Here is an 18,578-nt window from a genome sequence, read left to right as displayed (position 1 = left end):
AGCCCTATCAGGACTTGGAGAAAATCTCGTCCGCGCTCTGCAGCTTTTCCGGATCACGGGTAAGACCGGTGTGAAGAAGAAGCGCTGAAGCGATAAAGATCGAAGAATACGTACCGATAACGACACCCCAGATCAGAGCGAACGAGAAGCCGCGAAGAACCTCACCGCCAAGCACGTAGATCGAGATCAACGCCAGAAGCGTCGTGCCGGATGTCAGCAACGTTCTGGACAAGGTCTTGTTCAGAGACAGATTGATAACATCCTTGAGCGGCATCTTCTTGTATTTTCGCAGCTCTTCGCGAACGCGGTCATACACAACAACCGTGTCGTTCATCGAGTAACCGATAATCGTCAGAAGCGCGGCAATCGTCGTCAGATCGAAATCGATCTGCAGAAGCGAGAACACCCCCACAGTCAGAATAACGTCGTGCAGCAGGGCCATAACCGCACCTACTGAGAACGCAATCTGGAAGCGGAACCAGATGTAAGCCAGCATGAAGATGAGAGAGACAGCGAGAGCCGTGATGCCGGCTTGCAGCAGCTCATTTGATACGCGTGGGCCAACGCTATCACGGCGCAGGATTTCCCAGTCGCGTTCTTCAACGTCACTGTGCGGATAGGCGGCCTCTAGAGCGTCGATAAAACGCTGAGCCTCGTCAATTTCCTGATCAGTCGCAGCAGATTCATCAGCATTTGTGTCTGCGTCTGCAGCCACTTCATCCTCATCAGGAAGTGCAGCTCGGATCACGAATGTTTCCTCAGCGTTGGCACCGGTGCCGCTCGCCTCAGTAATATTCGGCGCCTTGAGCTCAAGCTCGTTTGCCAGCGCGCGGATATCTTCGATCTCCGCACCTTCCGGCTTTGTGATTTCCACGAGCATACCGCCCGCGAAGTCGATACCAAAGTTCAGGCCCTTCATAGGGATAAGAATAACCGATGCAGCCAGCGCTACAGCAGACAAAGCGAATGCGAACATTCGAACCGACATAAAGTCGACTTTACCCTCAATCGGAAGACGTTTCATAAGCATGTCAGGTCTCCTACATCGGCAGCTTGGTTGGGCGTGTTGCACGAAGCCAGATCACAGAGAACCAGCGTGTCAGAACGAAAGCCGTAAAGACAGACGTGAAAATACCGATCGCAAGCGTCACCGCGAAGCCTTTCACAGGGCCAGAGCCCAGCGTGTAGAGGACCGAGGCAGCGAGAAGCGTCGTAATGTTTGCGTCGAGGATCGTAGACAGAGCCTGCTGATACCCTGACTCAATCGCAGAGATAGGCTTTCGTCCGTTTCGGGATTCCTCACGAATACGCTCGAACACCAGAACGTTCGCATCGACCGCCATACCAATCGTCAGAATGATGCCTGCAATGCCCGGAAGGGTCAGCGTCGCGCCGAGACCGGAAAGCGCACCAAAGATCAGAAGAATGTTCACGATCAGCGACCCAACGGCAAAGATGCCGAACAGGCCGTACGCAATGAGCATGAAGATCGCAACGAGGATGAGGCCGATGATGGAGGCAAGTGCACCTGCTTCAATCGAGTCCTGACCAAGCGTCGGACCAACCACACGTACACTCTCAACATTCACCTGCGCAGGAAGAGCACCCGCCTGAATGACTGTTGCAAGTTCGCGGGCGGATTCGACGGTGAAAGAACCTTCGATAAAGCCCGATCCTCCCAAGATCGGTCTATTAATACGGGGAGCGGACTGCACAACGTCATCCAGAAGAATAGCGAAACGTCGATTACGATTTTGAGACGTCGCCTGACCAAACAGCTGTGCACCGGTGGAGTTGAAAGTAAAGTTCACAACCGGCAAGTTATTCTCAGGGTGGAAACCCTGACTTGAACTGCGAACCATATCGCCTTCAATAATCGGATCCGCCTCGAGAAGCAGAGTTTCTCCAGTGACGGATTGTCTGATGATATTGCCCACGCGCGGCTGACCTGTACGAAGCGCTTCGCTCAGTGCATTCTGGTCTTCGACAACGAGATTGAAGGTCAGGACGCCCGGCTGTTCGATCAGCCGAATTAGGCGTTCCGGATCACTCTCACCCGGCGCTTCAACTATGATATCTGACTCACCTGAGGGCTGGACGAGAAATTCACCGAGGCCGTCAGGGTCAAGACGCGGACCGAGTTTGGAAACAGTCTGGCGGGTTGCTTCCGCCATAATTTCTTCCACACGCTGCGGCGTGAAACTGATCTCGATCTCGCCATTACCGGCCTGCGAGACCTCGATACTCGGTGCGCCAAGCGGCCCCCCGATAGGCTGGTTCATTTCACGCATGAGCGCGATTGCGCGATCGGACATTGAGTTGTCGCGCAGACGGAAACGCACAGCGTCATCTTCCACGCGCAGAGCCGTATAGGAAATACGGTTATCTCCGCGCGTTGTCTGAAGTTTTGCACGCGCCTCACGCAACAGATCATTCAGCTGCTTTGTGACCGATTGCTCGGCATCAACAGACAAGAGCAGCGATACCCCGCCCCGAAGGTCCAGACCAAGGTTAGCTGGCGAAGAAGGCAGGAAACTCGGAATGCTCTCGCGCTGGTCTTCATTGAGAACGTTTGGCAAAGCAAACAGTGCTCCGAAAACCGACACAAAGAGGATCAGTGCGACCTTCCAGGGTGGGAATTGTAACATTGGAAAACCTGTATCTTAGTCGTTTGCAGGTGTGTCTGCAGCGCTCTTATCGCGTACGTCGATAACCATCTGACGCAGAACAGTCACTTCAGTCGAACCGAGGTTCAGAACGACTTCGCTGTCGTTGATTTTGACAATTTTACCGACGAGGCCGCCAGACGTCACAACGCGGTCGTTCTTTTTCAGGTTGCTGAGCATTTCCTGATGTTTCTTGCGTTGTTGCTGCTGCGGACGGATCAGCAGGAAGTACATGATTGCGGCCATGGCACCAAACGGAAGCACGAGGCCCGTAAGGATGTTGCCAGCGCCATCAGCTGCTTGCGCGAATAGAATAAGTGAATCGGTCATTAGACGGTCCATTAAGAGTTACATCAGACGCGAGGCTATACTTGGGCGCCCCGCATTTTGCAAACAAGAGGTAATCGCCACCTCTATAATTCCTTGGCGGCGCCCTCCACGAGGTGAAGAAAGTTCGAAAGACCAACCGCGTCAGAAGAAATCCTGCCCGATTTGTCCTTGCGATATTGCATGAGACGCTGATCTTCGTTTGTCCCCACAGGCATGATCAGCATGCCGCCCGCCTTTAGCTGGTCGAGCCAGACTTGCGGAACTTCCTCCAGCGCGCACGTCGCGACGACACGATCAAACGGCGCAGATGCCGGCCAGCCAAGCGCACCATCGCTACATTGCGAGATGATGTTCGTAAGCCCGAGTTTGTCAAACCGCTGCTTCGCAGATTCGACGAGCGTTCTGTATCGATCAACCGTATTGATTCGGCGCGCCAGACGAGACATCAAAGCTGTCAGATAGCCACTGCCCGTGCCGATCTCCAGAATCGTGCAGGACCGGTCCTTTCCCAATTCAAGCGAGTAAATAATCGTCGCCACGTCGGAAGGACGGGAAATTGTCTGGCCACAGGCAATCGGTAGTGCGACATCGTCATAGGCATATTCTTCGAACTCGGGATCAACGAATTGTTCCCGAGGAAGCTTTTCGATGGCATTGAGCAAATCGTTATCGGTGATACCCGAACGACGAAGCTCGAGTATCAGTCGCATTTTGCGAAATGGATCGTGCTCAGCCTCAGACACTCTCGTCACTACTTCCCGATATCACCCAGTTCCGCCCTGAAAGACTGTAGGGTGTTTTCATGGGTCAGGTCTACATGCAAAGGCGTGATGGACACCCTGCCCTCGTAAATCGCCTTGAGATCGGTTCCATCAGCTGGATCTGACAGCTTACCCCGATAGCCGATCCAGAAATAGCTATCGCCGCGCAAGTCGAGCCGCTGCTCGGCATGGACGATATTTTCGTCACGGAATCCCTGACGGGTAACCTCAACGCCCGTAACAGCATCTGGTGCACGGTCAGGGAAATTCACATTCACCACGACATTGTCAGCCCATGTCATATCCACGAGTCGCTCGAGAACCTCACTGCCCCAATGACGAGCGGTTTCCCATGGCAGAGAGCCCGGAGCCTGGAAGCCACGCGACTGACTAAAGGCGATAGATCTCACGCCATGCTGCATACCACACATGGCAGCAGCAATTGTACCAGAATAGCTCGTATCCTCAGCGATGTTTTGCCCGCGGTTGACGCCTGAAAGGATCAGATCAGGCTTCTGATCGCCCATCAGCTCGAGCAAGCCTAGCAAAACACAGTCGGTAGGGGTGCCACGAACCGCGAACGTCTTGTCGTCAAGATTTCGAACGCGAATCGGATCGGTAAGCGTCATTGCGCGCGACTTGCCGGATTGTTCCACCTCTGGCGCAATGATCCAGATATCGTCCGAAACGGTTCGGGCGATATCCTCAAGCACTTCCAGGCCTTCAGCGTGAATGCCGTCATCGTTCGTTAGAAGAATACGCATTACGAAACGGACTCAATCTTCTCGAGACCACGAAGATATGGGCGCAGAACCTCAGGTACGGTGATGCTGCCATCTTCGTTCTGATAATTCTCAATCACCGCTACCAGTGTGCGACCGACCGCGAGACCAGACCCGTTGAGCGTATGAACAAACTCCGGCTTCTTTGCGTCTTTCCGTTTGAACTTCGCATCCATACGGCGCGCCTGGAAGTCACCGCACGTAGAGCAGGACGAGATTTCCCGGTACGTGTCCTGGCTCGGGAGCCAGACTTCAAGGTCATAAGTACGACGCGCGCCAAATCCCATATCGCCGGTCGACAGCTTCATCACGCGATACGGAAGCTCAAGTTTTTGCAGAACCGCTTCAGCACAGCCTGTCATGCGCTCGAGTTCAGCATCGCTGTCTTCAGGCATCGTAACAGACACCAACTCAACCTTGTTGAACTGGTGAAGACGGATCATGCCTTTTGTATCACGGCCGGCACTGCCGGCTTCAGAGCGGAAACACGGCGTGTGTGCGGTCATACGAAGCGGCAGTTGATCTTCCGCCATAATCGTTTCGCGTACGAGGTTTGTCAGCGAGACCTCAGCTGTCGGGATCAGATAGTGACCCGCAGTGGTCAAGAAGAGGTCTTCGCCAAACTTTGGCAACTGTCCTGTGCCCACAAGTGCGCGGTCCTGCACCAGCAATGGCGGGCTAACCTCAGTATAGCCATTCGTCTCTGTCTGAAGGTCGAGCATGAATGCCGCAAGCGCGCGCTCCAGTTTTGCCATCGGTCCTTTCAGCGCTACAAAACGCGAACCGGACATCGCGACAGCGGCTTCGAAATCCATCTGCGCGCCAGCCGCGCCCGCTTTCAGATTTTCGCCAACGACGTCGTGAGACTTTGGTTCAAATGACAGCTTGGTCGGTTCGCCCCAGCGACGCACTTCTTCGTTCTGCTCTTCGCCCTCACCAAGCGGAACATCTTCATACGGCAGGTTCGGTAGAGACATGAGAATGCCATCTCGGACATTCTGCGCGTCTTCTTCCGCGGCACCCGCTTTTTCAATCGTAGCCTTGGCATCAGCAACCGCAGCCATAAGGCGTTGAGCTTCGGCCTCATCGCCAGTCGCTTTAGCTTTACCGATCAGCTTAGAAGACTGGTTACGAATTTGCTCGGCTTCCTGCTTTTGCGCGACTGCAGCGCGCACGTCAGCATCGAGCTTCAGGATTTTTTCTGACCAGCTGGATGCGTCGTCAGGCGCTGCAAAATAGCGGCGCGCCATCGCATCATCAAAAGCCGTCGGGTTATCGCGAATAAAACGGATATCGTGCATGGAATCTGCCCTGTTGAATTGGGAGATTGCTTAACGCCATGCGCAGCTCAGGTCTACTGGGCTGCGTTGCGTTCTTCCTCTTCACGATCACGCGCACGCTCAATCAGTACCACACACCAGATCGAGATCTCATAAAGAATGGCCACTGGCACAGCCAGCATCACCTGAGAGATGATATCAGGCGGTGTGAAAAAGGCTGCAAAGGCAAGGATGCCGACAACCGCATATTTGCGTCCGCTTTTGAGCGTATCTGATGACACGAGATCGGCTTTGCCCAGCAGACTCACAATAACAGGAAGCTGGAATGACAGGCCAAACGCGAGCATCAGCGCCATTACGAGGGACAGATACTCTGAAACCCGAATTTGCGATTCGATAGCCGCAATGCCCTCGCCTCCCATCTGTTGAAAGCTCAGGGCAAAACGCGAGACGAGCGGCAGCATGATGAAATAAACAAACAGTGCGCCAATCGTGAACAGTAACGGGGCCGCCACGAGGAACGGGAGAAACGCGCCACGTTCATTCTTGTACAAGCCCGGGGCAACAAAGGCATAGAGCTGCCAGGCGATGAACGGGAACGCCAGAAACAGGCCAGAGAACAGTGACAATTTCAGTTGCGCGAAAAACACCTCCAACGGACCGGTATAGATCAGACGGAAGTCGGCATCGCCGCGTTCAAACTGGGCTTCACGCACCAGCGGAGACAGTAGAAAATTATAGATCGGCTCTGCAAAGACAAAGCAGAGTATCCCAGCACCTGCCAGCGCCACCATCGCCCAGATAAGGCGCGTGCGAAGTTCTTTCAGATGTTCAAGAAGCGGTGCGCTGGAATTTTCGACGTCGTCGTCAGCTTGAGCGGCGCTCTTATCAGGCTTGTCGTTCACCAGAGGTCTCACTGCTCATGACGGAGGAATTGATATCCCGCTCAGCATCCTGCAGGTCGGTCACGGCCTGCTCCAGCTGATTATTTTTCTTCAGCGCTTCGATTTCCTGTCGCAACTCGTCGAGCTCCGCCTGACGCGCGATATCATCAAAGGCGCCGCGGAACTCGTTCGCCATACGCTTGGCTTGCCCGACCCATTGACCAATACGCCGCATCATAAGCGGCAGGTCTTTTGGACCGACAACAATCAAGGCGATAATGCCGATAAGCAGAAATTCAGATAGACCGAACTGTGGAAGCATTGCAGATCAAAGCGCGCTTACGCTTTGTCTTTTTCCGGAGTTACGTTGATTGCATCCGGAGACGCATCTTCGTCGTCGTCATCTTTAAGGCCAGAACGAAAGCTTTTGATGCCTTTCGCCATATCACCCATGATTGCAGAAATTTTTCCGCGACCGCCGAACAGCAGCAGAGCTACTGCAGCGACAATCAAGAGCTGCATCCAACTTGGGGCCATAGTAATTCTCCCTTACTCCTGCTTAAAATAGACAGGAAGTGCCGTTAGGACAATGCACGTCATTGGACCTAATTGTCATCGTCTGCAAGAAAATCGGTGTGGAATTCTGCGTTTTCTTCATCATCGACAGAAATCGCGTCACCATCATCCAGATTATCTTCATCGGTCGGACGTGGCATTTCAAAGCCAACCGGCAGCGCACTATCCAGCAGTCCAGCCGCCTGAAACTCTGATTTGCCTGGCAGCGTATCGAGGTTCTCGAGCCCGAAATGCTCAAGGAATGCATCCGTAGTTCCATACGTTACCGGACGCCCTGGTGTGCGACGTCGACCACGAAGGCGCACCCATCCACATTCAAGCAGGATATCGAGCGTCCCTTTGGAGACGGCTACGCCGCGCACATCTTCAATCTCGGCACGGGTAACGGGCTGACAATAAGCGATGATTGCGAGCGTCTCAAGCGCTGCTGATGAAAGCTTGCGATCTTCGTCGCGATATTCAGTGAAAAGAAAACTCAAATCCCGCGCAGTCTGGAAGCGCCATTTCCCGCCGACTTCAACGAGGTTCACACCGCGTTTCATGTAGGCTTCCTGAAGGGTCATCAGGATTTCAGACGCATCGACACCCGAAGGCATGGAGGCAGCAACCTCATCGGCCGTCAGAGGCTCACCCGCAGCGAACAGAACAGCTTCTGCGCGACGCAATGCCTCTGCCTCGGTTTCCAGATACGGCGTGGAGCGGGCTTCAGTTTCTACAGCTTTGCGCTCCTGCCCTTTATAGGCGAAGCTCATCTGCTTTACGGCAGAGCGAATGTCTTCGAGCCGTTCAGCTTCCGACTTAGGCATTCTCTGCCTCCGCGTCAGCATCTTCCATATAACGAACCATCACAGGCTCGCTGTAAGAATCCTGCCGCAAATCGATCCGTTTAGCCTTTGTGAGATCGAGCGACGCGGCGAAAAGGCTCGCAAGGCGGGACTTACTCGGAGCATGGTCTTCTTCAGATCGACCGCCCGTGTGCGCGACTTCATTAAGGCTCGCCCAGCGGTCACCCATTGTCGGCAACACCCGCACTATGGTCTTACGCGCTTCTTCGAGCGGCAGAACATACTGCTTCACCACCTCATGCGGTTTCTCTCGGGATTGTCGGGTCTGAATTTTTGCAAACGCCGCCATGAGATCAATCAGGCGGGTATTGTACTGCGCCCGTTTAACAACGACGGGCCGCTCGGGCAGACCTCGCGGGAATACATCCCTGTTGAGGAGATCGCCATTCATAAGCGCCTCGCCAGCGTCGCGCATGGCTTCCAGCCGCTGCAGACGGAACGCGAGACGTGATGCCAGATCATCAGCGCTGACTTCATCGTCAGCTTGCTTTTCAGGTTTTGGCAAAAGCAGCCGGGACTTCAGGAAAGCGAGCCAGGACGCCATGAGCAGATAATCGGCAGCAAGGTCGATCCGCTTCTCACGGGCGTCGGTCACAAAAGCGAGATATTGTTCGGCAAGCTCAAGAACCGAGACCTTACGCAGATCCACCTTCTGCTTACGGGCGAGGCCAAGCAACAGGTGGAGCGGCCCTTCAAAACCATCGACATCGACCAGAAAGGCATCTGCCTGATCGAAATCAAAGTCCGAGGAATCCAGCGATCCGCTTCCCGTCACTAGTCCGTCTGCCGCCATCAGCTCACCGTTTCTGTCTCCGTCATCAGAGCGTCGAATTGCTCTTTCAGCGCGAGCACATCTACATCTTTCTGTTTAGTGCTATCTGATTCTGCCCTCTTAGCGCGAGAGAGAGCTTTATTTTGAAGTTCAGGTGCCGCATGTGCGACTTCCGTCATCTCTGCCAAAATCACCTGCGGGTCTTTTTCAAACCCTGAGCAGTGCAGAACAACATCACATCCAGCATTTACAGCGCGTTGCGCGCGTTCACTCAGCGGTCCGCCGAGGGCTTTCATGCCCAGATCATCGCTCATGAGCAGACCATCAAAGCCAATCCGCCCGCGAATGACGTCTGAAATAATTGTGGATGAAGTGGTCGCTGGCTCGTTTGCATCAAACGCCGGATATAGAATGTGCGCTGTCATCGCCATTGGCGCGTCATTCACCATTTCGAATGCCGCAAAGTCTTTGGCCAGCTCATTCGCACCTTCAGAAACCACCGGAAGCTCTTCATGGCTGTCGGCTTTAGACCGCCCATGCCCCGGAATGTGCTTGATCACGCCAGCAACGCCAGCATCACGGAGACCTTGCAACGCAGCGGCCCCAAGCTGTCCAGCCTGGACCGGCTCAAGACCGAAGGCGCGATCGCCAATAATATCATGTGCGCCAGGCACAGGAAGATCTACGCACGGGGAACAGTCCGCATGGATGCCAAGACTGGAGAGCTCAAGCCCCATCAGCGTATGGCCGATACGTGTCGCTTCCAGCCCTTTTTGCGCGTCTTTCTGATAGATTGCACCATAGCGCGCAGCTGGCGGAAAAACTGGCCATTCGGGTGCCTTGAGACGTGCAACGCGTCCGCCTTCCTGATCGATAAAGATGAGGCAAGCCCTTCCGAGCGCACCCCAGATATCATCGACCAGTTTCTTGACCTGAGTTTTGCTGACACAGCTGCGGCCCATCAAAATGATAGCCCATGGCTGAGTATCGCTCAGAAGAGCCTTCTCTTCGTTGGTCAGGACAGGGCCGGATACGCTGAGGATACACGCTTTCATCGATTATCTCGTAATCACAATACAGGACTGGTTGCGGGTCTGAAGCGCATTGCAGAATTGGTCAGCATCATCGCGCGTCGCGAAAGCCGCAACACGAAGTCGATAGAAAATACCGCGCGACCCAAGATCTGCGCGCTGAATGTCCATGACAGCGCCCGCAAACAGATCGGAATGCGCTTCGCGCAGCTGTGCCCACGCGGTCTCTGCGTCAGAACGATCCCGGAGTGCCATAACCTGAACCAGATAATTGCCATTAGCATCGAACACTGAATTGGAGCTGTCAGGCACGTCATTCGTTACCGGCGGCAATGGACGTGGTGGCACAACAGTTGGCGTTGGCGTAGCTGTTGGTGTCGTAGTTGAAGTCGGCTCATGAGACGCAGCCCGAGGCTCTTCTCTCACCGGAGCGGTGTTGGACGGAGGTGTCGCAGTCGAAGTTGAAGGCTGGGTCGTTGATCCCGTGCGCGCGGCACCCGGACGAAGCTCTCGTGGCTCTCCATCCGGCGGCGAACCTGACACTTCGGTTACTTCAGCGTCGGACGAGCGATCATTGTTATCGATGGAGTCAAACAGGCGCATATTGGCTTCAGACACGCCATCATCGCCTTCCTCCTCCATGCGGGTTTTGTAAGGGTCATCATCGGCGGCAAAGATCGGCGCATCATTCGGATTTGTACGAATGCCCTGACGATACGCATTCCAGACCACAGCACCGAAGACAAGAACGACGCCAGCCGCAAGAATCACGATCAACGGCCCCTTGCCACCACCATCATCCTCACGGGCATCAAACCCTTTATACTCGTCTCCAAAAGCGGAATATGTCGAACGCTCTCGAGGCCCAGTTTCGGCTTCGTAATCATCGGCCATAACGCGAATCCTTCTACTCGCATTAAGAATATTATAAGTTTTGTTAACGGTGCGCTAACGATAACTCAGATCATCGCATCCAGATTGAAGAGTCTTCGGTGCTCATCAATCGCGTAATTATCTGTCATGCCCGCGATGTAATCACACACCACACGGGCGCGTGCATCCTTCGTCATCTGCTGAGCTGTCTCATTCCAAGGTGGCGGTAATGTGTCAGGCTCTGAAAGAAATAGCCCGAAAAGCTCCTTCAAAATACGCTTCGCCTGACTGCGCTTTCTGTTCACCTTGTAATGCCGGTACATGCGCTCCATCAAAAAGCGACGTAGCTCTTTCTGCTCGGCATCCAGTTTTTCTGAAAAAGCGACGAGCGGCTCTTTAAGATTGCGCACAGCTTCGACTGATTTTGGATTGAGCCGCTTGGCGCGTCGGCTTGTCTCGGCCGTGAGATCATCAATCCAGACACCAATCAAACGGCGTACAGCTTCTGCAATGATGCGCTGGCGATCAAGCAGCGGATAGTCTTTCTGCACCTGATGGAAGATACGCCCGACGAGCGGAACGTCCTTAATATCCTCGATCGTGAACAAGCCGGCTGACAGGCCATCATCAATGTCGTGATTGTTGTAAGCAATATCGTCGGACAGCGCTGCAACCTGTGCCTCAGGGCCCGCATAGGTATCCAGATCGAGTTGCTCCAGATGCTCAAAATCGAGAAAGGCCTGCGGGAGATCCTGCATTCGCTTTCCGTTTTTGAGGACAGGGCCGTTATGCTTGATCAACCCTTCGAGTGTTTCAAACGTCAGGTTCAAACCATCAAAGGTCGGATAACGCTGCTCCAGACGTGTCACGACGCGCAGAGTCTGGGCGTTGTGATCAAAACCGCCAAACGCTTCCATGCATTCATCGAGTTGATCTTCACCAGCATGCCCGAATGGCGGGTGCCCCAGATCGTGCGCAAGCGCGAGCGCTTCTGCCAGGTCTTCGTCCAGGCCCAGCGTGCGGGCAGCAGATCGGGCAATCTGAGCAACCTCCAGAGAGTGCGTCAGACGCGTGCGGAAATGATCACCCTCATGCGCCACGAAGACCTGCGTCTTCATTTTAAGGCGTCGAAAAGCACTCGCATGAATGATCCGGTCACGATCACGCTGAAAAGGCGTTCTGTTGCGCGATTCAGGCTCAATCTGAAACCGGCCTCGACTTCTGGCAGGGTCACTCGCATAATCTACACGCGGTGAAATCAGAGATCCTGTCATGGTTTGCCTTTTCGTTACGGAAATCGTGATTATCTGTATATCGCCGGACAAAAGGACAAAATGATGGACACTCCCGTCACTCTCTCTTCCAGCGCTGCCAAGCGCATTAACGCGATTCTTTCAGAAAACGGCGACGCCGATTTCCTTCGGGTGTCCGTTGAAGGTGGCGGCTGCTCTGGCTTCTCGTACAAATTCGATTTCGGCCGCACAATTGAGACTGAAGATCTCGTGATTGAACGTGATGGTGCGAAAGTCGCAATCGATTCTGTCAGCCTCCCATTTCTCGAGGGGTCCGAAATCGATTTTGTGGACGAGCTGATCGGCGCAAGCTTTAAAATCCACAATCCGAATGCCACAGCCAATTGCGGCTGCGGAACAAGCTTCTCCATTTAGACGGGTGACGTGGCGACACCGTTGCCAAGCTGCAATCCACGCGGAACACTAGCTCTCAGATAATTATGGGAGCGAATAAATGACTGTTGCTGAAGCACTCGACAAACGCCTTTCAGTCCGAGGCTTTCTCGACAAGCCTGTCTCGCGGGAGACGCTGGAAACACTTCTCACAACTGCGCAACGCGCACCGTCGGGCGGCAACCTCCAGCCATGGCGGGTGATCGCCCTCACCGGACAGTCAAAGAACGATCTCATTCGCGTCGCACAGGAAAAACTGTCCAAAAGCCCAATGGGCGAGCCAACTGACCGCCCAATTTATCCGGAAGACCTCTGGGAACCGCACCGCTCACGACGCTTTCAGGTCGGCGAAGACCTGTACGGTGCTCTCGGCATCCCCCGTGAAGACAAAGCCGCTCGCCTCGGTTGGTTTGCGAACAATTTCCAGTTCTTCGGTGCGCCAGTTGCTTTGATGATCGTAATTGACGAACGTATGGGCCATGGACAGTGGGCGCATACGGGCATGTTCATGCAATCTATCGCGCTGCTGGCGACAGAAATGGGCCTCGGCACATGTATGCAGGAGTGCTGGGGCATTCTGCGCCCTACCCTCAAAGAACATTTGGGCCTTGGCGAGACTGAAATGCTTTATTGCGGCATGGCGCTTGGCTATCCTGACTGGGATAACCCTGCGAATCAGATGCGCTCAGCCCGAGCCGCACTCAGTGAGTTCGCCGAATTCCGGGACTGACCAATGAAAATTGCGACATGGAACGTCAATTCCATCAAAGCGCGCCTGCCAACCGTTATTCAGGTTCTGAAAGACATCGACTGCGACGTCGTCTGTCTGCAGGAAATCAAATGTGAGACCGATGCATTTCCGTATATGGAAATGGAAGAGCTCGGTTATCAGATCGAAGCGCACGGCCAGAAGAGCTATAATGGCGTCGCAATTCTTTCCCGCACACAAATCGAAGACGTGCAGCGCGGTCTTCCAGGCAATGAAGACGACGACCAGGCCCGTTATATTGAAGTTCTGACAGGCGGCGATAACCCGATGCGTGTGGCGTCCATCTACCTGCCGAACGGGAACCCGTTTCCCGGCGAGAAATTCGATTACAAACTCCGCTGGATGGAGCACCTGAGAAATCGCGCCAAAGAGCTTTTGAGCTATGAAGAAGCTGTCGTACTGGCGGGCGATTATAACGTCATTCCTTCTGACGAAGATTGCTGGGATCCGAATGTCTGGAAGGATGATGCTCTGGCACAACCTGAGTCTCGAGCGGAATTTCAGAAGATACAATGGCTGGGCTATACAGAAGCCTTCGACACGCTTGAAGGCAAAAGCCACGCATACACGTTCTGGGACTATCAGCGCGGCGCCTGGCAGAAGGATCACGGCATCCGTATCGATCACCTTCTGATCAGCCCGGAAGCCTCTGACCGTATTGAGAAAATTGAAATCTACAAAACAGCACGCGGTCTGGAAAAACCATCAGACCACGTGCCTGTTGTGGGAACGTTTCGCGACTAGTTAGACAAATAGGTCGCGCAGTTTGATTGGAATGCAGTCCTTGCTGAAGTGAATTCTGCAGCTTGAGCTGCAAGGCTGGCGTTCTTCGCCGCTACTTCACCGCGCAGAGCGTCGAATTCAGCCTCAAGGCGCGTTGCTTCAGCTGCGTGATCAGATGACAGGCTGGAAACCTCCTGCGCCGCGACATACTCATCACCAGCAGTTTCTGCCTGCTCGCCAAGTGCTACAAGCTCTGCTTGAGCAGCCTGAAGCGCCTGAACCGTCTCAGCAAGTTCCCGCTGTTCAACACGGCACTCACGCGCACTCATGGCAAACGCCGATTGAGCAAGAGCCATAGACGCCAGAGACATAGCTGTGATTTTCAGAACTGAACGCATAAATCTACCTTTCATTCTCGAACGCCAAACTGGCACATCTAAAATGACCAGAGGCTGAATAAGCGCTTCAGCTTCTGTTAGACAGAGAAAATCAACCGATTTTGTGACTATTTCTTGCCGAGGACATCAACGAGGTGAAAAACGGTCGCGATGTCTGTCAAAAGGTCACCAACGCGCTCAGGGTCGTCGATCCGGCTGAACATGCCGCCGCCCTCGAAAAGATCACCGCCTTCAATCGCAGCATAAATGCGGTTACCGTCGAAAGTAGCCCGAAATTTACCGCCTTTGAATTGCCGCTCCAACTCGAGGAATGTTTCCATCACATCAGGTGTGAGCAGATATCGGGATTCCACCTGATCGGTGGTGTACACCTCAAACGCTTTTTCGAAGACGGGGTCTTCCAGTTTCGCGCGTGAGAACTGATTTCCGATTGCGCCGAGCGCATTGAACCAGCCTGAATCGCGAGACACGCGGGTTGTTCCGTGAAACGTTTTTGGGGCTTCGATTATCCAGCATTGGCCACGGAACACGGTGACCCATGTTGTCTGCGTCCTGCCGTTAGAGGTACGGGTCGTTCTCTTTTCTTCGAGATGCGCCTCAAAGAATTCAAACGGAACTCCATTCCGCTCACCAACAAACTCATCGCTGACTTCTTTGCGGTCCCAGCCGGGCACGACTTTCAGTTCACGCGACTGAATAAGCAGCGCTTCAGCTTTGAGCGACGCACCCGAATTGTAGGAAAGACCAAGACGCTCTGCGATTGGCGTGATCAGAAATTCTTTCGTCTGTTTGGCAATCTCATTGACCTTCGGATAGCCCCAACCGGCCACGATAAATCCGATAATGATGCCAATAATGCCGACGGCTCCGACCTTGATGACGCCGAAGCCAATCACAGCAGCGATCGCCGCAATCGCGATACCGATAACGCTGTTCTTTTTCGCGCTATCCAGAGCATATTTCCGCTCCGCCTCACGCGCCTCCAGAACCGGTCGCAGATCACTCTCATACACATCGGCAAAATACGCGAAGTCTTCAGGCAGTTCTGCCAGTCGCGCTCTCAACACATCCTGCTGTGCGTCCGAATTCGTCATGTCTACGTCCCCAATAGATGTATGACGATATGACCTGACAGATCAGGCCATATCTTCAAAGCTTTTCAGTGCGCCGGAAAGCTTGTCTTTCTTCTCGACATATTCTGCGAGACGGGACTTTTGTTCGTCAATCACCTCAACAGGGGCTTTTGAGATGAAATTCTCATTCCCGAGCTTCTTCTCGATCTTGGTGATCTCGCCGTCGATTTTGGAAAGCTCTTTCGTAAGACGCGCCTTTTCAGCCTCAATATCCAGAGCATCGCTCACAACAAGCGCTGCACGCGTGCCTCTGTGGACGAACTGAACTGCGCCGTCAGGCACTTCTGCCGCAAACGCAAAATTCTCAAGACGCGCAAGACGTTCAATCAGTGGCGCATAAGAACGCGCACGCTGAACAATCTCTTGGCCAGCATCAACAAGTGCCAGCTTCAGCTTTGCGCCAGCTGGAACATTGAGGTCGCCGCGCAGAGCCCGGATTTCAGTGATAAAACCGATGACCCAGTCGACTTCTTCCGACGCCGCTTCATCCTCGAACGACGCGTCCAGAGCAGGCCAATTTTGAAGCATCAGGAAGCCAGGGCGCCCCGGGCCGAATTCGGCAAGCTGATCCCAGAGTTCTTCGGTTACAAACGGCATGAATGGGTGCAGCATTTTCAGCGTTTCATCCAGCACCCACGCAGCCGTCTGGCGGGTCTCGGATTTCGCCTGTTCGTTTTCGCCATTCAGAAGCGGCTTGATCAGCTCGACATACCAGTCGCAGAACGTGTTCCAGATGAACCGATAGCACGCCATAGATGCATCATTGAAGCGATACCCTTCAAGGCTGGCCGTGACCGACTGAACTGCCTGAGACAGCTCGCTGACAATCCAGCGGTTAATCGGCTGAGTAAGTGCTTTCGGATCGAACTCCTCCGGCTTCCAGAGCGTGCATTCGTTCATCTGGCAGAAACGCGCGGCGTTCCAGAGCTTCGTGCCAAAGTTCCGATACCCGACAATACGGTCGATTGAGAGACGAATATCGCGCCCTTGTGCAGCCTGAGATGCTAGCGTGAACCGAAGGGCATCCGTTCCGCAGGCCGGAAGACCTTCAGGGAACTGTCGACGTGTCTTTTGTTCGATCTGGTTCAACTTACCCTTATCGTCTGTGCGCGCATCGCGCAGACGTTTGTCGACAAGAACCTGCAAGTCGCAGCCATCGATGATGTCGATCGGATCGAGCACGTTACCCTCGGATTTCGACATCTTCTTACCCGTCTCATCAAGGACGAGCGCGTGGATATAGACGTCTTTGAATGGGACCTCGTCCATGAATTTGAGGCCAAACATCATCATGCGGGCAACCCAGAAGAAGATGATGTCAAAGCCAGTGATCAAAACAGCGCCCGGATAGAATTCTGAGACCTCAGGTGTCTTGTCCGGCCAGCCGAGGGTCGAAAACGGCCACAGCGCAGAGGAAAACCACGTATCGAGAACGTCTTCATCCTGCGTCAGCGTAACATCAGCGCCATGCTTTGCGCGGGCAGCTGCATAAGCAGCCTCTTCATTCTCCGCGACAAAGATCTCGCCATCAGCGGTGTACCAAGCCGGAATACGGTGTCCCCACCAAAGCTGACGGGAAATACACCATGGCTCAATGTTATCCAGCCACTGGAAGTACGTCTTTGACCAGTTCTCCGGAACAAAGTCAGTCTTACCGCTGCGAACAGCTTCAATAGCTGGTTGCGCGAGCGTTTTGGCATCCACATACCACTGGTCGGTCAGCATCGGCTCGATGACGACGCCGGAACGGTCGCCGAATGGCTGCATGATTTTCTTGTTCTCAACGAGAGGCTTTTGACCGCCCTCGCCGCCATCAATCATCACAGCTAGACCTTCAGCGGTAATCGTCTCAACGACCAGCTTACGGCACTCATAACGATCCAGTCCTCGATATTCCTCAGGAACCAGATTGATCTCGGAAACATCGCCGGCTGAGTCTTTGCCCGCTGGAGAATGGAAGCGGGAATCGCCTTCCTCGAACATCTTGATCCAAATATCCGAACGTTCCTGAGCCTTCGCTGCAGACTCGGCGTAGGACAGGCCGTCCTTACGCATGGCGGCGACTTCGTCGAGCAGCGCATACAGAGGAATGCCATTACGTTTGGCGACGCCATAGTCATTGAAATCATGCGCGCCGGTAATCTTCACCGCGCCAGACCCGAACTCAGGATCAGGATACTCGTCGGTGATAATCGGCACGAGGCGGCGATGCTCTTTTGGTCCGACCGGAATTTCGCAGAGTTTGCCAACAATCGATGCGTAGCGCTCATCGCTCGGATGCACAGCAACCGCGCCGTCGCCCAGCATTGTTTCAGGACGTGTCGTCGCAATGGAAATATAGTCGCGTTCTTCTTCGAGGATGACGTTTCCTTCTTCGTCCTTCTCGACATATGTGTATGTCGCACCACCCGCCAACGGGTATTTGAAGTGCCACATATGGCCGTCGACTTCTTTGTTCTCGACCTCAAGGTCAGAAATCGCCGTCTGGAACTGCGGGTCCCAGTTTACGAGGCGTTTATCGCGATAAATGAGACCGTCATTATAGAGATCGAGGAAAGTCTTCAGGACAGCCTTGGAAAGTCCTTCGTCCATGGTGAAGCGCTCGCGTGACCAGTCGCAAGACGATCCGAGACGTTTATCCTGTTCAAGGATTTTACCGCCGGATTCTTCCTTCCATTCCCAGACTTTTTCGATGAAGCCTTCACGCCCCATTGAACGGCGGTCCTGGTTGCCTTCAGCAGCCAGCTTGCGCTCGACAACCATCTGAGTCGCGATGCCCGCATGGTCTGTACCAGGCTGCCAGAGAACCTTTTTGCCACGCATACGCTCGAACCGGATGAGCACGTCCTGCAGCGTGTGGTTCAGCGCGTGCCCCATATGCAGAACGCCCGTGACGTTCGGCGGAGGGATAACGATACAGTATGGCTGAGCACTGCTGTCCATGTCCGGCGCGAAGGCATTGGCCTCTTCCCACCGTTTATAGATTCGTTGTTCAGACTCGGTCGGGTTGAAATGTTGGTCGATCATTTGGTCCACATAAAGAAAAGCGCGCCAGTCTCCTAGCGCGCCC

The 18,578-nt window shown here is 54.0% G+C and carries 20 protein-coding genes; 3 read left to right on the top strand and 17 right to left on the bottom strand.

What is annotated here, in order from left to right:
- Window positions 1-7 precede the first annotated feature (7 nt).
- The 14 genes from secF to P1U45_RS12495 form a co-directional block, all read right to left on the bottom strand.
- A complete protein-coding gene (secF, locus tag P1U45_RS12560; RefSeq protein ID WP_301059379.1) occupies window positions 8-1,030 on the bottom strand; it encodes a protein translocase subunit SecF in 1,023 nt (340 codons plus the stop codon).
- Between the two features lie 10 nt (window positions 1,031-1,040).
- Window positions 1,041-2,579, bottom strand: coding sequence for a protein translocase subunit SecD (gene secD, locus P1U45_RS12555; protein ID WP_301059378.1), 1,539 nt, complete (start codon window positions 2,577-2,579; stop codon window positions 1,041-1,043).
- Window positions 2,580-2,663: 84 nt separating this feature from the next.
- Window positions 2,664-2,996 (bottom strand): preprotein translocase subunit YajC, encoded by a 333-nt coding sequence (gene yajC / locus P1U45_RS12550; protein ID WP_293607949.1) that lies wholly within the window; start codon window positions 2,994-2,996, stop codon window positions 2,664-2,666.
- 83 nt (window positions 2,997-3,079) lie between these two features.
- On the bottom strand, window positions 3,080-3,739 hold the full coding sequence (locus tag P1U45_RS12545; protein ID WP_301059377.1) for a protein-L-isoaspartate(D-aspartate) O-methyltransferase: 660 nt from the start codon (window positions 3,737-3,739) through the stop codon (window positions 3,080-3,082).
- 8 nt (window positions 3,740-3,747) lie between these two features.
- Window positions 3,748-4,521 carry a 5'/3'-nucleotidase SurE gene (surE, locus tag P1U45_RS12540; RefSeq protein ID WP_301059376.1) on the bottom strand — a complete coding sequence of 258 codons (774 nt, stop codon included), beginning with the start codon at window positions 4,519-4,521 and terminating at the stop codon, window positions 3,748-3,750.
- Complete coding sequence (serS, locus tag P1U45_RS12535) at window positions 4,521-5,840, bottom strand: serine--tRNA ligase (RefSeq protein ID WP_301059375.1); 1,320 nt, start codon at window positions 5,838-5,840, stop codon at window positions 4,521-4,523. Before serS ends, surE begins: the two co-directional genes overlap by 1 nt.
- Before the next feature lie 53 nt (window positions 5,841-5,893).
- Window positions 5,894-6,724, bottom strand: a complete 831-nt coding sequence (tatC, locus tag P1U45_RS12530) for a twin-arginine translocase subunit TatC (protein WP_293607945.1) — start codon at window positions 6,722-6,724, stop codon at window positions 5,894-5,896.
- On the bottom strand, window positions 6,708-7,025 hold the full coding sequence (gene tatB / locus P1U45_RS12525; protein WP_022695360.1) for a Sec-independent protein translocase protein TatB: 318 nt from the start codon (window positions 7,023-7,025) through the stop codon (window positions 6,708-6,710). Before tatB ends, tatC begins: the two co-directional genes overlap by 17 nt.
- A 17-nt stretch (window positions 7,026-7,042) precedes the next feature.
- Complete coding sequence (gene tatA, locus P1U45_RS12520; RefSeq protein ID WP_293607944.1) at window positions 7,043-7,240, bottom strand: twin-arginine translocase TatA/TatE family subunit; 198 nt, start codon at window positions 7,238-7,240, stop codon at window positions 7,043-7,045.
- A 68-nt stretch (window positions 7,241-7,308) separates the two neighbouring features.
- Window positions 7,309-8,085 (bottom strand): SMC-Scp complex subunit ScpB, encoded by a 777-nt coding sequence (gene scpB, locus P1U45_RS12515; protein WP_301059374.1) that lies wholly within the window; start codon window positions 8,083-8,085, stop codon window positions 7,309-7,311.
- Window positions 8,078-8,917: a ScpA family protein gene (locus P1U45_RS12510; protein ID WP_301059373.1), complete on the bottom strand. Its 840-nt coding sequence runs from the start codon at window positions 8,915-8,917 to the stop codon at window positions 8,078-8,080. The genes scpB and P1U45_RS12510 overlap by 8 nt, the downstream gene beginning before the upstream one ends.
- On the bottom strand, window positions 8,917-9,951 hold the full coding sequence (nagZ, locus tag P1U45_RS12505) for a beta-N-acetylhexosaminidase (RefSeq protein ID WP_301059372.1): 1,035 nt from the start codon (window positions 9,949-9,951) through the stop codon (window positions 8,917-8,919). Before nagZ ends, P1U45_RS12510 begins: the two co-directional genes overlap by 1 nt.
- A gap of 3 nt (window positions 9,952-9,954) precedes the next feature.
- Window positions 9,955-10,821: an SPOR domain-containing protein gene (locus P1U45_RS12500; RefSeq protein WP_301059371.1), complete on the bottom strand. Its 867-nt coding sequence runs from the start codon at window positions 10,819-10,821 to the stop codon at window positions 9,955-9,957.
- 65 nt (window positions 10,822-10,886) lie between these two features.
- A complete protein-coding gene (locus P1U45_RS12495) occupies window positions 10,887-12,074 on the bottom strand; it encodes a deoxyguanosinetriphosphate triphosphohydrolase (protein ID WP_301059370.1) in 1,188 nt (395 codons plus the stop codon).
- A 60-nt stretch (window positions 12,075-12,134) separates the two neighbouring features.
- On the opposite strand from P1U45_RS12495, the gene erpA reads away from it, so the two are divergent.
- The 3 genes from erpA to xth all read left to right on the top strand — a co-directional run bounded on the left by erpA (window position 12,135) and on the right by xth (window position 13,998).
- A complete protein-coding gene (erpA, locus tag P1U45_RS12490) occupies window positions 12,135-12,467 on the top strand; it encodes an iron-sulfur cluster insertion protein ErpA (protein ID WP_027441700.1) in 333 nt (110 codons plus the stop codon).
- Window positions 12,468-12,546: 79 nt separating this feature from the next.
- Complete coding sequence (locus P1U45_RS12485) at window positions 12,547-13,215, top strand: nitroreductase (RefSeq protein ID WP_301059369.1); 669 nt, start codon at window positions 12,547-12,549, stop codon at window positions 13,213-13,215.
- A gap of 3 nt (window positions 13,216-13,218) precedes the next feature.
- Complete coding sequence (xth, locus tag P1U45_RS12480; protein WP_301059368.1) at window positions 13,219-13,998, top strand: exodeoxyribonuclease III; 780 nt, start codon at window positions 13,219-13,221, stop codon at window positions 13,996-13,998.
- Here the strand turns inward: xth and P1U45_RS12475 are convergent.
- The 3 genes from P1U45_RS12475 to P1U45_RS12465 form a co-directional block, all read right to left on the bottom strand.
- The gene (locus P1U45_RS12475) at window positions 13,995-14,390 is read right to left on the bottom strand and encodes a hypothetical protein (protein WP_301059367.1); all 396 of its coding nucleotides are present in this window, start codon (window positions 14,388-14,390) and stop codon (window positions 13,995-13,997) included. The two genes, xth and P1U45_RS12475, sit on opposite strands and share 4 nt — an antisense overlap.
- A 92-nt stretch (window positions 14,391-14,482) precedes the next feature.
- Complete coding sequence (locus tag P1U45_RS12470) at window positions 14,483-15,469, bottom strand: DUF3137 domain-containing protein (protein WP_301059366.1); 987 nt, start codon at window positions 15,467-15,469, stop codon at window positions 14,483-14,485.
- A gap of 42 nt (window positions 15,470-15,511) precedes the next feature.
- On the bottom strand, window positions 15,512-18,535 hold the full coding sequence (locus P1U45_RS12465) for a valine--tRNA ligase (RefSeq protein WP_301059365.1): 3,024 nt from the start codon (window positions 18,533-18,535) through the stop codon (window positions 15,512-15,514).
- Window positions 18,536-18,578: the final 43 nt, after the last annotated feature.

Origin of the sequence: Ponticaulis sp., assembly GCF_029210165.1 — a bacterium.
Classification (GTDB): Bacteria; Pseudomonadota; Alphaproteobacteria; order Caulobacterales; family Hyphomonadaceae; genus Ponticaulis.
The sequence above is the reverse complement of the archived record's forward strand: the minus strand, read 5'-3'. Positions and strand labels throughout refer to the sequence as shown.